This is a genomic window from Citrifermentans bemidjiense Bem (assembly GCF_000020725.1).
Taxonomy (GTDB): Bacteria; Desulfobacterota; Desulfuromonadia; order Geobacterales; family Geobacteraceae; genus Geomonas; species Geomonas bemidjiensis.
This window is the reverse complement of the sequence record NC_011146.1, coordinates 4,365,628-4,379,664: the sequence shown is the minus strand read 5'-3', so window position 1 is coordinate 4,379,664 and position 14,037 is coordinate 4,365,628. Positions and strand designations below refer to the sequence as shown.

The window sequence follows — 14,037 nt, the reverse complement described above, 5'->3', positions numbered from 1 at the left end:
CTGTCAAAAAGATGACTTTACGCCCCGCGGCGCGCTTAACCGCTCGATAACACACGGCTGTGACAATGGTACGGCTTTTGCTGTCAGACCCTTGCCACAAGGAGGTAGCCATGCCGGTACAAGGAATTTTCGGAAATACGGTGGAACTTTTGGGCAAGACCCTGGATCTCAGGGCCAAGAGGCAGTCGGTGATCGCCTCCAACCTCGCCAACGTCGAGACCCCCGGTTACACCCCGAGCGACCTCTCCTTCGAGGGGAGGCTGAAGGACGCGCTGAAGCAGGGGGCGACCCCGACAGCAACGCCGCACCCGAGGCACATCCCGCTCAAAGGGGCGTCGGTCTCCCTCGACCGGGTGCAGGGTGACCTGGTCCAGGTCACCGGGAGCAACATGGGCCCGGACGGCAACGGCGTGGAGCTGGAAAGCGAGATGGGACGCATGGCCGAGAACCAGATCATGTACAACGCCACCGTTCAGCTCCTCGCCAAGAAGTTCGAGGGGCTGAAACAGGCTATCAGGGGTACCTTATAATGGACTTTTTCACCTCGATGGACATCTCCGCCACGGCGCTCGCCGCCGAGCGCACCAGGATGAACCTCATCTCCAGCAACCTGGCCAACGTCAATTCGACCCGGACCGCGGAGGGTGGGCCGTACCGCCGCAAGGACGCCGTCTTCACCGCCACGCCGCTCAAGGAAGGGGCCTCCTTCGGGGCCGCTCTCTCCCAGGCCACCAGCGCCAGGAGCGTGCAGGTGACCCAGATCAAAGAGGACCCGCGTCCCCCGAGGCTGCAGTACGAGCCGGGGCACCCCGACGCCGACCCGAACGGCTACGTCGCCTACCCCAACATCAACGTGGTGGAGGAGATGGCGGACATGATCACGGCCAGCCGCAGCTACGAAGCCAACATCACCGCGACCCAGGCGTCCAAGAGCATGGCCTTGAAGACGCTCGAGTTGATGCGCTAGAACATCAGGAGGCATTAGATGGAAATTTCCGCACTTACCAAGGTCAGCGGCCTCTCCGAGGCCTTTCCCGCCGCCGGGGCAACCGGCGCTGCGGGCGTGCAGCAAAACCCCACCGTCAGCTTCGGCAACTTCCTCGACGACATGGTCGGAAAGGTGGGCGAGCTGCAAAAAACAGCGGACCAGTCGATCCAGGGGCTTGCCACCGGCGAGTCCAAGGGGCTGCACGAGGTGATGCTGGCGGTGGAGAAGGCGAGCATCTCCTTCCAGATGCTCACCCAAGTAAGGAACAAGGCGGTAGAGGCCTACCAGGAGATCATGAGGATGCCTGTCTAGAGGCAGATTGAGATTGAGATTAAGATTAAGATTGAGGAAAACCTTGGTTGGGCTGGTGCCTGAAAGGTTTTCTCTTAATCTCAATCTCAATCTTGATCTGTAGTTTTTGGAGACACCATGCCGGAAGGCCTTAAAAAACTGCTGGAACCTTTTCTCGCCCTTTCGACCGCCAAGCGGCTCGTGGTAGGCGGGGTGGCGCTCGCCTCCCTGCTCGGCTTCGCCGCGCTGATCGCCGTGGCCAACAAGACCGATTACCGGCCGCTGTTCGCCAACCTGACCCAGGAGGACGCCGGCGAGATCGTCAAAAAATTGAAGGAGCAAAAGGTCCCGTACCAGATCTCCCCGGACGGCAAGGCGATCCTGGTCCCCTCGGACAACGTCTACGACCTGCGGCTCTCTCTGGCCAGCGACGGGCTCCCCCAGGGAGGGGGCGTCGGCTTCGAGATCTTCGACCGGAAGAACTTCGGCATGACCGAGTTCGTGCAGAAGCTCAACTACCAGCGGGCGCTGCAGGGTGAGCTTGGGCGCACCATCGCCCAGATCGCCGGCGTGGAGTCGGCCCGGGTGCACCTGGCCCTGCCGGAGAAGGCGCTGTTCAAGGATCAGGAAAAGCCCGCCACCGCCTCCGTGGTGCTCAAGATGAAGTCGAACCGGCAGCTTAGGGAGGGGGAGGTGCAGGGGATCGTGCACCTGGTCGCCTCCTCCATCGAGGGGATGGACCCGGAGCAGGTGACCGTCCTGGATACCCGGGGCAAGGTCCTCTCCTCCCATTCCCCCAACGACCCGACCAGCAAGGTGGCCGGCGCCCGCCAGGACACCCAGCGCGCCTTCGAGAAGACCGAGGAGGAGAAGCTGCAGTCGCTTCTGGACCGCGTGGTAGGCTCGGGGAAATCCGTTGCGCGCGTCTCGGCGAGCTTCGACTTCAAGCAGGTCGAGAAGTACGAGGAGCGCTACGACCCGGAAAGCGCCGCGGTGAGAAGCGAGCAAAGAAGCGAGGAGAAGGGGGGGGGCAGCAGCACCGCCAGCGGCGTCCCCGGCGTCCAGTCCAACATGGGGCGCGCCCAGGGTGCCGCGGGGAGCACCACCGGCGGCGGTTCCAAGACCGACGAGACGCTGAACTACGAAGTGAGCCGCTCCACCGCGAGGATCATCGAGCCGGTGGGGTCGCTCTCCAAGGTGTCGGTGGCGATCCTCGTGGACGGCAAGTACGAGCTCTCGCCGGGGGCCAAGCCGGGCGCCACCCCGAAGTACCAGCCGAGGAGCCCCGACGAGATGCAGAAGATCGAGTCGCTGGTGAAAAGCGCGGTCGGCTTCAACGCCGAACGCGGCGACCAGGTCACCGTGGCCAACATCCCCTTCCAAGAGACCGGGGACCAGGGTGGGGAGCAGCCGTCCTGGTACGACGCCCCCATCGTGCAGACGCTGATCAAAAACGGGCTGATCGGGCTCGCTTTCCTGGCGCTGCTCTTTTACGTGATCCGTCCGCTCATGAAGATGCTCAAGATCGAGAAAGCGGCCCACCACTTCCTCCCCATCCAGGACGACGTGGAGCAGCAGCAGATGCTCGAGATGCAGAAGGTCGAGCACGAGAAGATGAGAGTCACCCAGCTCGAGCTGGTCGAGAAGGTGAAGCAGGACCCCTACCAGGCAGCCCAGATCCTTCAGAACTGGCTAACGCGCAAGGACTAGATGAAAGCCATTAGCAGAGGTGCCGCATGACCGGAGCGGAGAAGTCCGCCATACTCCTTTTGTACCTGGGCCCCGAGGCGACCGCGAAGGTGTTCTCCCACATGGACGACGGAGACATCAAGAGGATCAGCCAGAGCATGTCCAAGCTCGGGCACGTGCCGCGCGAGGAGATCGCGCAGGTGGTGGCCGAATTTACCGATATCACCAACCCGGAAACCGGGTTCTTCTCGCAGGGGGAGGAGTTCGTCAAGAAGATCCTCGAGAAGGCGCTGGGACCCTTGCGCGCCGAGACGCTTCTGCAGGAGATCCGCACCTCCGGCATCGGCGACATGGCGGACATCCTCTCCACCATGGATGCGCGCACCATCGCCAACTTCTTTTCCCAGGAGCATCCCCAGACCATCGCCGTGGTTCTCGCCAAGTTGAAGCCCAAGCAGACCAGCGAGATCATCTCCCTCCTGCCGCAGGAACTGCAGGCCGAGGTGGTGATCAGGATCGCCGAGGTGGACCAGGTCTCACCGGAGATCCTGGCCGAGATCGACGAGGTGATCCGAGTCGAGCTCACCGCTTTGGGCGGGGTGCAGCGGTTCAAGGTCGGCGGCGTCGAGAAGGTGGTCGACATGTTCGCGCACCTGGACAGAAGCCGCGAGAAGAAGATCCTGGACAAGCTCGACACCATGAACCCGCCGCTGGCGGAGGTGATCAGGAAGCACCTGTTCACCTTCGAGGACATCTTCAAGCTGGACGACCGCGCCATCCAGTCCATCATGAGGGAGATCTCCAACGACACACTGACGCTCGCCATGAAGACCTCGGTGGACGAGGTGAAGGACAAGATCTTCCGCAACATCTCCAGCCGCGCAGCCGAGATGATCAAAGAGGACCTGGAGGTCATGGGGCCGGTGCGCCTCTCCGACGTTGAGAAGGCGCAGAGCGAGATCATCAAGATCGTCCGGAAGATGGAGGAGGAAGGGAAGGTGGTCATCGCGGGACGCGGGGCGGAAGATGTCCTCGTCTAAGATCATCAGAAGGGGTTGCGAATCGTCCCCGTTTCTCTTGGGACCGCTGGGTGCTGCCCCCCCGGCGCCGGCGCCGGAGAAGGAGGAGTTCCGGGCGGTCCGGCTGGGAGCCCCGGAGCCCGAGCCCGAGCCCGAGCTGGAAGAGGAGCCGGAGCCCCCTCCCCCCTGCATCCCGGAGGAGGAGGCGCTCAGGCGCATCCAGCAGGCGCACGCCGAAGGTTTCAAGAAGGGAAGGCAGCAGGCCGAGGAGGATCTGGCCAAGGTCGGCGAGGCGCTGGCCCAAGGGCTTCTGTCTATCGGAACGCTCAGGGGGCAGTTAATGCGCGAGGCCGAGGAAGACCTCCTGAAGCTATCGGTGCTGATCGCCCGCAAGGTGATGATGCGCGAGCTGACGCTCGACCCGGGGATGGTGATAGGGCTGGTGCAGGGGGCCCTGGAACTCGCCTCGGAAGAGGGAGAGATCCTGGTGCGGCTGAACCCCGAGGAGTACCAGGTGGTGGCCTACTCGTCGCAGTTCGAAATGCTTTCCCGGGAAAGAAAGCGCATCACCCTGAGGGAAGATCCCACCCTCCCCCCCGCCGGCTGCATCGTGGAGACGGTGCGCGGCAACATCGAGGCCGGAATCGAGGCGCAACTGGAGGAGATCTTCCGCAGGCTCAGCGAGGAGCGCAACGCCCAGCGCGAGGTGGAACCTGGTGATTAATCTCTCGCGCTACATGCCGGTGGTCGAGGGGGCGAAGCCGGTGCGCTTCCACGGCAAGGTGACCCAGGTTGTGGGGCTCGTCATCGAGGGGTACTGCCCCGAGACCGCCGTCGGGAGCGTCTGCGAGGTCCATTCCGAGGGGCATGCCCCGATCCCCGCCGAGGTGGTCGGCTTCCGTGAGAACAAGACGCTCCTGATGCCTTTGGGCGAACTGCGCGGCGTGGGGCTCGGTTCGGTGATCTCGGTCCGGCGCGAGAAGGCGGCGCTGGGTGTGGGACCGGCCCTTTTGGGGCGGGTGATCGACGGGCTGGGGCAGCCGATCGACGACAAGGGCCCCATAGAGGTCGCCGACGAATACCCCATCTACGCGCTCCCGGTGAACCCGATGAAAAGGCGTCCCATAAGGAAGCCGCTGAACCTGGGCATTCGCGCCATCAACGGGCTTTTGACCTGCGGCGAGGGGCAGAGGGTCGGGATCATGGCGGGCTCAGGCGTCGGCAAGTCGACCCTTTTGGGTATGATCGCCCGCTACACCGAGGCCGACGTCAACGTGATCGCCCTGATCGGCGAGCGCGGCAGGGAGCTCAGGGAATTCATCGAGAAGGACCTGCAAAAGGAGGGATTGAGGAAATCGGTCGTGGTGGTGGCAACCAGCGACCAGCCTCCCCTGGTCCGGATGCGCGGGGCATACATAGCGACCACCATAGCCGAGTACTTCCAGGCCCAGGGGAAGAAGGTGCTCCTGATGATGGACTCCGCGACCCGGTTCGCCATGGCGATGCGCGAGGTGGGGCTTGCCATCGGCGAACCTCCCACCACCAAGGGGTACACCCCTTCGGTTTTCGCGGCGCTGCCGAGGCTTTTGGAGCGGACCGGCAACTTCCAGGGGGGGAGCATCACCGGCCTGTACACCGTGCTCGTCGAGGGGGACGACTTCAACGAGCCGATCTCCGACGCCATGAGGAGCATCCTGGACGGGCATATCATCCTGACCCGCGAGCTTGCGGCGCGCAACATCTACCCCCCGATCGACCTGATGAACAGCGCCAGCCGCGTCATGTCCGACGTAGCCACCAAGGAGCACAAGGCGCTCGCGGGGAGGTTCAAGGAGCTCCTGGCCACCTACCGGCAGGCCGAGGACATGATCAACATCGGCGCCTACAAGAGCGGGAGCAACCCGAAGATAGACTATGCCGTTGCCAAGATGGAGCAGATGATCGGCTATCTGAAGCAGGACGTGGGCGACGAGGTGAACTTCGAGGAATCGATAGCCGCCCTGGAGCGGATTTTCGAATGAATCGAGGCCGGCTCGGCTCGAACCCTGCAGGACCAAGGGTGGATTTAGCAAGAAGGTTGGCAAGAAGGTGGGCTTGGCGTAAGGGGAGGGTTGGCCATGGCAGGACCGGAATTCAGGCTGGAACAGGTGCTCAAGTTCCGCAAGGAAGTCGAGAAGATGCACCAGCTGGAACTTGCGACGGCAAAGCAGCAGCACGAGACGGCGCGTGAAAGGCTCAGGAGCGAAAAGGCGCTCATGGAGCGGCTCGCGCAGGAATGCGCCCAGCGGCAGGCGGGGGGGATCGAGGCGAAGGACCTCCAGCTCTACGGCGACTTCACCAGGCGCAAGGCGCACGAGATCCAGCAGCTGAGGGATTCGCTGACCACGCTGGAGAAGGCGGTGCACGAGAAGCGGGAGGCGCTTTTGGTCGCCTCCAAGGAGAAGAAGGCGCTCGAGGTGTTCAAGGAGAAGAAGATGCGCGACCTGAGGATGGAGCAGCTCTACAAGGAGCGGGCTTTCCTGGACGAGATAGCGGTGCAGAGGGGGCAGAAGTGACGAAGGTGCTGCTCACGCTGGCGCTGGTTTTCCTGGCTCTGAACCTTTTCGGAGTGTTCCATATGGGCCCCGGGGCCGATGCGGCCGAGGTGAGAACGGTGCCGGCGAAGCCCCCCGCCAACGACGCCGCCGCCCTGGAGGCGAATCGGCAGCAGCTGGCCCAGAAGGAGGCGCAACTGCAGGCGAAGGAAGCGGCGCTGAAACAGCTTTCGGCGCAGCTGGACGCCCGGGTCAAGGAGCTGAACCTGGCCAAGAAGGGGATCGAGGGGTCGCTGGTCGCCAAGAAGAAGCAGGACGACGAACGCTACAAGAAGATGATCAAGATCTACAAGGGGCTGAAGCCCCAGGACGCAGCGGACCTCCTGAACAAGCTGGACGACAAGATCGTGATCGAGATGCTGAACCTCATGGACCAGAAGACGGCGGTCAAGCTGATCCCGCTCCTCACCCAGCCCAGGGTGCTGGAGTGGACCCGCCTGAACCTGATTTAAAGCCGTTAGCCACGGAAGAGAAGTCCGGTAACCACCCGGGAAAACCTTGTATGGGTGATTCGGAATCGGGTTCTTCGCTGGCCGAAGGTTTGCAAGTAATGGTTTTGGCGCGGCGATGGAAAGCGCAGCGCTTATGTCGGAAAAAGAGGAGGTGAAAGAACCATGATGATAGCAAACGCAACATTGGCAACAGAAGCAGCACCGGCCGCCGCGACGGCACCGGGATCGGGAACCGCCGCGACGGCGGGGGAAGGGGGTGGCCTCTTTCAGCAACTGCTGCAGGGGAAGCAACCGGCCGGTTTCTGGGAAAAGGGAGCTGCGGCCACGGCAGTTCCTGCCGCGCAACCGGAAAGCGGCGCTACTAAAAAGGAGGTTGCGGAGCAGATGTCCGCGGCAAACCTCGTCCTGCCCGAAACGGCGCAGGAAGGATCCGTTGCGAACCCGACAGGGCAAAGGTCCGCGACCGGCGGAGCCAGGCTGCAGCTGGTGATGACCTGGCAGGCGCTGAAGAGCGACCTGGCGGCGAAACCGGAACAGGGGACGGCCCCTGCCGGTGCGGAAACGGCTGCGGCAGAAGTGGCGACGGCAGAAGTGGCGACGGCAGAAGTGGCTACGGCAGGGAAGATACTGCCGGAGATGGAAACCGTCACTACGGACGGCGAAAGGGATGAAGAGGCGCCGGTGCAGGCGGCTTCGCCCAAACCGGCCGGGCAGGAAATGGCGGCAGCAGCGGCGACACAACCCGCCCCCAAGGCGGCAGCAGTGGAACAGGGCGCAGTACCGCGCGGGCTGGAGGTAGCCGCGGGGAAGGTGGAGGCCGCCCGGGAGCGCAGGGGTACCGAGGCTCAAGTAGCAGCGGGCGCCAACGCGCTCACTCAGCTGGATGAATTGCAGCAAAAGGCTCTAGAGCGGCAGGCGGTGGAGCGGCCTGAGGCGCAGATAGCCGCTGCACAGGCGGAAAAGGCGGTGCTCCCGGAAGCGGGTCAGCCGCAGCAGCCGGCCTCAACGAAACTCGGCCAGAAGGCGGAGCAGGCGGAACTCCCGCAGCAGAAAGGGGAGGCAGTAGCATCGGGCGCCACAGAAGCGGCGCGGATGGAGGAGAGCAACCCGGCGCAGCCGGGGGCGAAGGGTGCGGCCGCAGGGTTCGTGGCGACGCCGGTCAACGGAAGCGTCCGGGAATCCTTGACGCAGACCGCGCCCGAAGCGGCGCAGCAGGCGATCCACGCCGACGAAGCGGCGGATGCAAATAAGGAGCAGCAGAAAGCGGCGGGCAATCCCGGGACTGCCGAGGTGACGGCGCAGGCCGCCCCCAAGGCGAAGGCCCAGGGCGAGGTAATCCATCCGCAGCAGCAGGGGGCAACCCCCGAGGCGCCCCGCCCGGAGGCGGCCCAGGCGACCGAAAGGACGGCGCAGAGAAGGGATTTGCAGCACGGTGACGAGAAGCACGTCCCGGTTCAGGGAGCCGACAACGCCGGCCAACCGGAGGCGGCCAGCGCGGCCGCAAAGGATCTCACCGGCACCAAGGGAGCCCCGGTCGTATCCGCAGCAATAACCCCGGAGCAACTGCGCGGAGCCGAGGGGTCCCAGTTCAAGCAGCAGGGACACCAGCAGCAAGGGCAGGAGAGCCAAAACGCACAGCTTCAAGGCGCCGCGGTAGGGGCGCAGGGGAGCATGGCGGAAACGGCGGCACCCGAATCACACCAGACCGCCACCCGCAGCGCGCTGCATGAGCACATCCTTTCCCAGGTGAAGGATGGGGTGGTGACCCATGACGGCAAAGGAAACGGCCAGATGAGCATCAGGCTCAACCCCGGGGAACTGGGCGAGCTGAAGATCCAGGTGAGCATGGAGCACAACCGGCTCAAGGTCGAGGTCCAGGCGGACAACCGCATGGTCAAGGACCTCTTGATGAGCAACCTGGACTCCCTGAAGGAGGCCCTTTCCGGCAAGGATCTCGCCATGGACGGGTTCAACGTCTCCACCGGCAGCGGCGGCTTCCAGCAACCGCTTTACGAGGAGAGGGCGAACCAGCGGCAGCAATCCGCCTCCAGGTTCGCCCGGGGGGGAGGTTACGACGCCCCGCAGGAGACCCGAGTCAATTATCTGACGGCTGAGGTCAACAACCTGCTGGACGTGAGATTCTGATCACAGGAGGCAAGAAAATGGTTACAGACGTAACATCTACCGCGACCACGGCAGCGGCGCAGGCGGAGATGAAAAAGTCGACCGGCATGAACAAGGACGACTTTCTCAAGCTCTTCGTGACCCAGCTGCAGAACCAGGACCCGCTCAACCCGCAGGACGGCACCCAGTTCATTTCGCAACTGGCCCAACTGACCCAGGTCGAGCAGGCCTACAACACCAACAGCAACCTGCAGAACATGCTGAACCAGGGGAGCAACTCGGCCACGTTAGCCGCCGTCACCCTGATCGGCAAACAGGTGGAGGCGCAGGGAAACCAGCTGGAACTGAAATCGGGGAGCCCGTCCACAATCCAGTACAAGCTGGACAGTGCGGCGGACCAGGTCACCGTGTCGGTCACGGACCAAAGCGGCAAGGTGGTGAGGACCCTTTCCGGCGGCAGCAAGGGCGCCGGGGCTGGGAGCGTCACCTGGGACGGTACCGACGACAAGGGGACGCAACTTGCGGCCGGCACCTACAGCTTCAGCGTATCCGCGAAGACCGCCTCCGGCAGCAACGTCACCGCCGCGGGCCTGGTTATGGGCAAGGTGGACGGCGTGGACATGTCCGGCGCAAGCCCGATGCTCTCGATCGGGGCACTCAAGCTTAAGCTGACCGAGGTGACTTCCGTTACCGGGGGAGCCTAGCCATGATCGACAACAGCATCCTGTTTCCGCAACCGATCCAGGCGCCGGTCAAGCCCAGGCCAAACGTCAACCAGCCGGCCGGTAAAAGCGTCGGGAGCAGCACCCCCTTCGCCCAGGTACTGGACCAGAAACTGACCGGGCAGCCGGTCCGACTCTCCCAGCACGCGCAGGAAAGGCTCAAGTCCCGCGGCATCACCCTCTCCGACAGCGACATGGAGCAGCTCAAGGGGGCAGTGGACAGCGTGGCGCAAAAGGGGGGGAAGGAATCCCTGATCATGATGGGGGACGCGGCGCTGGTGGTCAGCGTCAAAAACCGGACAGTGGTCACGGCCATGGATCGGCAGAGCATGAAAGGGAACGTTTTCACCAACATCGATTCGGCGGTTTTTTTCTAGAGACCGCGATCCAAACTGCAACGGGCTGGCCCTCCAGAAGGAAAGCCCAAGGGACGCCGACCGATTGACGCGTCCCTAAACCAAAGAAAAGCCTGAGGAGGCAAAAAAATGAGCGTAACTTCCGCACTGTATACCGGCGTCAGCGGCCTGCTTCAAAACGGCGAGGCCATGAACGTGATCGGCAACAACATATCCAACGTCAACACCGTCGGCTACAAGGGTGCGCGCACCCTCTTCTCGGACATGCTTTCCCAGAACGTCGGCAACAACTCCCAGATCGGCAAGGGCGTGCAGATGCAGGCCGTGCAGAACGTCTTCTCCCAGGGCTCCACCCAGACCTCCGAGAACGTCACCGACCTCGCCATCCAGGGGAACAGCTTCTTTGCCTTGAAGCCCTCGACCGCGGCCGCCCCCGTGGCTGCGCAGAGCTCCGCCTTTCTCTCCCGCGCCGGCGCCTTCCACACCGACAGCAACCTTTACCTGGTGAACCCGGACGGCTACCAGGTGCTCGACACCGCCGGCAACCCGATCAAGTTCCTCAACTCCGGCGCCGCCCCCGCCACAGACTTCGGCAAGGTCCTGAGCATCGACAACACCGGCCTGATCACCTACCTCGCAACGGACGGGATCACCCAGAACTACTACAGCACCTCCGGGGTGGCCGGTGTCGCCACGACACCCGCCGCTGCGGCCGCCGCGCAGAAGGTTGCCGTGGTAACCGCGCCCGATCCGACCGCGCTGAAGAAGGTCGGCGGCTCGCTGTACCAGGCGACCACCACCTCCGGCGTCTCGGCCGCCGGCTTCTCGCTGGCAGCCAACAAGGCCAACGGGGTGAGCGAGCAGATCCTCTCCAACACCTTGGAGCAGAGCACGGTCGACCTGGCGAACGAGTTCGTCAAGATGATCACCACCCAGAGGGCCTACTCGGCCAACTCCAAGACCATCACCACCTCCGACCAGATGACGCAGGAAGTGCTGAGCCTGATCCGCTAGCGCCGGCTCACCAGGTACCGAAAGGGGCGCGGCGCAAGCCGCGCCCCCCACCTGGAGCCGCGTCGCCGGCGTTGTCGGAGCTCTGAAAACGCTCCTCGTCTTCCCGCACCCCCTGTATCTTTACCCTGGGCGAACCGCCGGCATCCCGCCGTTTCCGGCCGCTCTGCGCCTTGTCGCGTCTGCTGCGCGCCCAAATCCCGCCTGCCGCGGCCCGGGCCTTGGTTGCGCAGTTCCCGGTCAGGTTATTGGCAACTCTTTTGTTCGGTCAAAATGTTGACTCTTTGGGGCTTCCCCCGCTTTCCCGCTGTTAATTCCACGCTGCTAATCCCCATTGCAACCTTCCGTAAAATAAGGGGAGTTTTCGCATGCGCCCCCTGGCGAAAACCATAGTCCCCGGGATTTATCCCCTTCCCTCCGCGATCTGGCACCGCCGTTGCAAAGGTGTTCATTCCGAATACACCAGCTTGAGCTGCTTTAAAAGGAGAACCGGGTATGGCTGAACAGGCGAAGGCGCAGGACGCCCCACCGAAGGACAACAAGAAGCTCTTCATCATCATCGGCGCCGTGGTGGCGGTACTCGCCATCGGAGGGGGAGCGGCTCTGTTCCTCGGCGGCAAGAAGGGCGAGAAGGCTCCGGAAGGCGCCAAGGTCGAGGCCAAGGCGGAAGGGGGAGGGCACGGCGCGCCCGCCAAGGAAGGAGAGGGCGCAGCAGCCGGCGCGACCATCTATCCGCTGGAACCGTTCATCGTCAACATCTACGACGGTGCGGAACTGCGCTACCTGAAGGTAAAGGTCGAGTTCGAGATGGCCAACCCGCAGGTGAAGCCCGAACTGGAGGCGAAAATGGCCCCGCTTCGGGATGCCATCCTCATTCTGCTCACCACCAAGACCATGCAGGAGATCCAGGACCTGCAGGGGAAAAACCAGCTGCGGGAACAGATCCTGGCGGCGGTCTCGAAGGTGGTGCCTCCCAGCAAGATAACCAAGGTTTACTTCACGGATTTCGTGGTGCAGTAAAAGGTATCCGCGATGGAAAAACTTCTCACCAAGGAAGAAATAGATGCCCTGGTCGCGGCGGTTTTCGACGGGACCCTGGTTCCGGAAAACGAGCTGGCCAAGGAAGGGCCGCAGGCCGAGCAGTTCGACCTGCTGGACATCGAGGCGCACCGCGCCATCCCGAACCTTGACATCGTCTACGACGGATTCATCCGGTACAACAGGGTCACCATGTCCAACCGGCTGGGGCGGATGGTGGACATCAAGAAGGAGGAGGCGGTCCCCTACAAGTTCGGGGACTTCCTGAGCGTGCTCCCGAACCCCGTCTGCATGGCGATCTACAAGATGGACCCCCTGAAGGGGGCCGCCCTGATCGCCTTCGACGCCACCTTGGTCTTCACCATCGTGGACAGCATCCTCGGGGGGAGCGGAGTGCAGCCCCAAGGGATGAACCGGCTCTTCACCTCGATCGAGCTGAGGCTCGTGGAGAAGATCGTCAAGGACGCGCTGGCGGACCTGGAGAAGGCGTGGGCGCCGCTTTGCCCGGCCAGCATGAACCTGCTCCGCCTGGAGATGAACCCGCGCCTGGTCAACATCGTCCCCCCCGAGTACCAGGTGGTGACCATGTCGATGAAGATCCAGATCGAGGAGACGGTGGGGAGCATGATCCTCGCCATCCCCTTCCTTACCATCGAGCCGATCCGCGACAAGCTGAAGCGCGGCGTCCAGATGGACATGATGGCTGTGGACCCGTTCTGGTCCTACCGGCTTTCCGAGGAGCTCATGGGCGCGCCCATGGATCTCTCGGTCGAGATGGGAGGGGCGACCATCTCGCTTTCGGACCTGCTGCACTTAACGCCGGGAGACACCATCATGCTGGAGGCAAGCGGCAAGGACGAGCTGACGGTGAAGGTGGGCGGCACCAAGAAGTTCATGGGGATCGCCGGGGTAAGCGGCGGCAACAAGGCAGTACAGATAACCCGGGCCCTGAATGCAGGAGGTGAAGATTGAGCGAAAAACTCGCTTTGGAAGACGAGAAGGAAGTACCCCAGCCGAAGAATCTGGATTTCATCATGGATATACCGCTGCAGCTGACCGTGGAGCTTGGCAGAAGCAAGCTCCTGGTGCGCGACGTGCTGCAGTTGAACCAGGGGTCGGTGGTGGAGCTCACCAAGCTCGCGGGCGAGCCGCTGGACGTCTTCGTGAATTCGAAGCTGGTGGCCCGGGGCGAGGCGGTGGTGGTGAACGACAAGTTCGGCATCCGGCTCCTCGATATCGTGAGCCCCAACGAGAGGGTGGACAAGGTGCTATGAGAAAGCTCCTGCTGTCGATTACAACGGCGGTTACCCTGTCGCCGGCCGCTGCGCTGGCGCAGCAGGGGGAGGCGGGCCCGGAGCTCATGGGGAGCCTCGCGCAGATGGCGGGATCCCTCATCCTCGTGATCGGGATCATCCTGCTGCTCTACTACCTGGCGGGGCGCCTGATGAAGGTGCCGCAAGGGGGAGGGGCGCGTTACATCCGGGTGGTCGAGACCAGGCACCTGGCCCCGAAGAAGTCGCTGATGCTGGTCGAGGTGGGTGGCGAGTACCTCCTTTTGAGCAACAGCGGCGAGGGGGTCAGCCTGATCAAGCAGGTGGAGATGCTGGAGGAGATCGAGGTGGTGGAAGAGCGAGGCTACGGCACGCTGATCCCGTTCCCGCTGAGAAACAAGCTGAAAAACATTCCCGGCGCGGGAGCGCGCGGGAAGATGCCTCTGGGGCAGTTAAAAAAAAGTGGTGACTTTGCGTGAGAA

General features: G+C 63.3%; 17 protein-coding genes. All 17 read left to right on the top strand.

Annotation, left to right across the window (positions count from 1 at the left end; all coding sequences use genetic code 11):
- The first annotated feature begins 110 nt into the window (after positions 1-110).
- The 17 genes from flgB to fliO all read left to right on the top strand — a co-directional run bounded on the left by flgB (position 111) and on the right by fliO (position 14,034).
- Positions 111-530 carry a flagellar basal body rod protein FlgB gene (flgB, locus tag GBEM_RS19170; protein WP_012532269.1) on the top strand — a complete coding sequence of 140 codons (420 nt, stop codon included), beginning with the start codon at positions 111-113 and terminating at the stop codon, positions 528-530.
- Positions 530-967, top strand: a complete 438-nt coding sequence (flgC, locus tag GBEM_RS19165) for a flagellar basal body rod protein FlgC (protein ID WP_012532268.1) — start codon at positions 530-532, stop codon at positions 965-967. Before flgB ends, flgC begins: the two co-directional genes overlap by 1 nt.
- Before the next feature lie 18 nt (positions 968-985).
- On the top strand, positions 986-1,300 hold the full coding sequence (gene fliE, locus GBEM_RS19160) for a flagellar hook-basal body complex protein FliE (RefSeq protein ID WP_012532267.1): 315 nt from the start codon (positions 986-988) through the stop codon (positions 1,298-1,300).
- Between the two features lie 117 nt (positions 1,301-1,417).
- Positions 1,418-2,989: a flagellar basal-body MS-ring/collar protein FliF gene (gene fliF, locus GBEM_RS19155; protein WP_012532266.1), complete on the top strand. Its 1,572-nt coding sequence runs from the start codon at positions 1,418-1,420 to the stop codon at positions 2,987-2,989.
- 26 nt (positions 2,990-3,015) lie between these two features.
- On the top strand, positions 3,016-4,008 hold the full coding sequence (fliG, locus tag GBEM_RS19150) for a flagellar motor switch protein FliG (RefSeq protein WP_012532265.1): 993 nt from the start codon (positions 3,016-3,018) through the stop codon (positions 4,006-4,008).
- A complete protein-coding gene (locus GBEM_RS19145; protein WP_012532264.1) occupies positions 3,995-4,711 on the top strand; it encodes a FliH/SctL family protein in 717 nt (238 codons plus the stop codon). The genes fliG and GBEM_RS19145 overlap by 14 nt, the downstream gene beginning before the upstream one ends.
- 13 nt (positions 4,712-4,724) lie before the next feature.
- On the top strand, positions 4,725-6,008 hold the full coding sequence (fliI, locus tag GBEM_RS19140; RefSeq protein ID WP_035497003.1) for a flagellar protein export ATPase FliI: 1,284 nt from the start codon (positions 4,725-4,727) through the stop codon (positions 6,006-6,008).
- 96 nt (positions 6,009-6,104) lie between these two features.
- The gene (gene fliJ / locus GBEM_RS19135) at positions 6,105-6,542 is read left to right on the top strand and encodes a flagellar export protein FliJ (protein ID WP_041262886.1); all 438 of its coding nucleotides are present in this window, start codon (positions 6,105-6,107) and stop codon (positions 6,540-6,542) included.
- Positions 6,539-7,033: a MotE family protein gene (locus GBEM_RS19130; protein WP_012532261.1), complete on the top strand. Its 495-nt coding sequence runs from the start codon at positions 6,539-6,541 to the stop codon at positions 7,031-7,033. The genes fliJ and GBEM_RS19130 overlap by 4 nt, the downstream gene beginning before the upstream one ends.
- Positions 7,034-7,195: 162 nt before the next feature.
- The gene (locus GBEM_RS19125; RefSeq protein WP_012532260.1) at positions 7,196-9,178 is read left to right on the top strand and encodes a flagellar hook-length control protein FliK; all 1,983 of its coding nucleotides are present in this window, start codon (positions 7,196-7,198) and stop codon (positions 9,176-9,178) included.
- Between the two features lie 17 nt (positions 9,179-9,195).
- Positions 9,196-9,861 (top strand): flagellar hook assembly protein FlgD, encoded by a 666-nt coding sequence (locus GBEM_RS19120; protein WP_012532259.1) that lies wholly within the window; start codon positions 9,196-9,198, stop codon positions 9,859-9,861.
- A 2-nt stretch (positions 9,862-9,863) separates the two neighbouring features.
- Positions 9,864-10,256, top strand: coding sequence for a TIGR02530 family flagellar biosynthesis protein (locus GBEM_RS19115; protein ID WP_012532258.1), 393 nt, complete (start codon positions 9,864-9,866; stop codon positions 10,254-10,256).
- A gap of 108 nt (positions 10,257-10,364) precedes the next feature.
- Positions 10,365-11,249: a flagellar hook-basal body protein gene (locus GBEM_RS19110; protein ID WP_012532257.1), complete on the top strand. Its 885-nt coding sequence runs from the start codon at positions 10,365-10,367 to the stop codon at positions 11,247-11,249.
- A 492-nt stretch (positions 11,250-11,741) separates the two neighbouring features.
- On the top strand, positions 11,742-12,266 hold the full coding sequence (locus GBEM_RS19105; protein WP_012532256.1) for a flagellar basal body-associated FliL family protein: 525 nt from the start codon (positions 11,742-11,744) through the stop codon (positions 12,264-12,266).
- Positions 12,267-12,278: 12 nt separating this feature from the next.
- Entirely contained in the window at positions 12,279-13,256 is a 978-nt protein-coding gene (gene fliM / locus GBEM_RS19100) for a flagellar motor switch protein FliM (RefSeq protein WP_012532255.1), read from the top strand.
- On the top strand, positions 13,253-13,558 hold the full coding sequence (fliN, locus tag GBEM_RS19095; RefSeq protein WP_012532254.1) for a flagellar motor switch protein FliN: 306 nt from the start codon (positions 13,253-13,255) through the stop codon (positions 13,556-13,558). The genes fliM and fliN overlap by 4 nt, the downstream gene beginning before the upstream one ends.
- On the top strand, positions 13,555-14,034 hold the full coding sequence (fliO, locus tag GBEM_RS19090; RefSeq protein WP_012532253.1) for a flagellar biosynthetic protein FliO: 480 nt from the start codon (positions 13,555-13,557) through the stop codon (positions 14,032-14,034). The genes fliN and fliO overlap by 4 nt, the downstream gene beginning before the upstream one ends.
- Positions 14,035-14,037 lie beyond the last annotated feature (3 nt).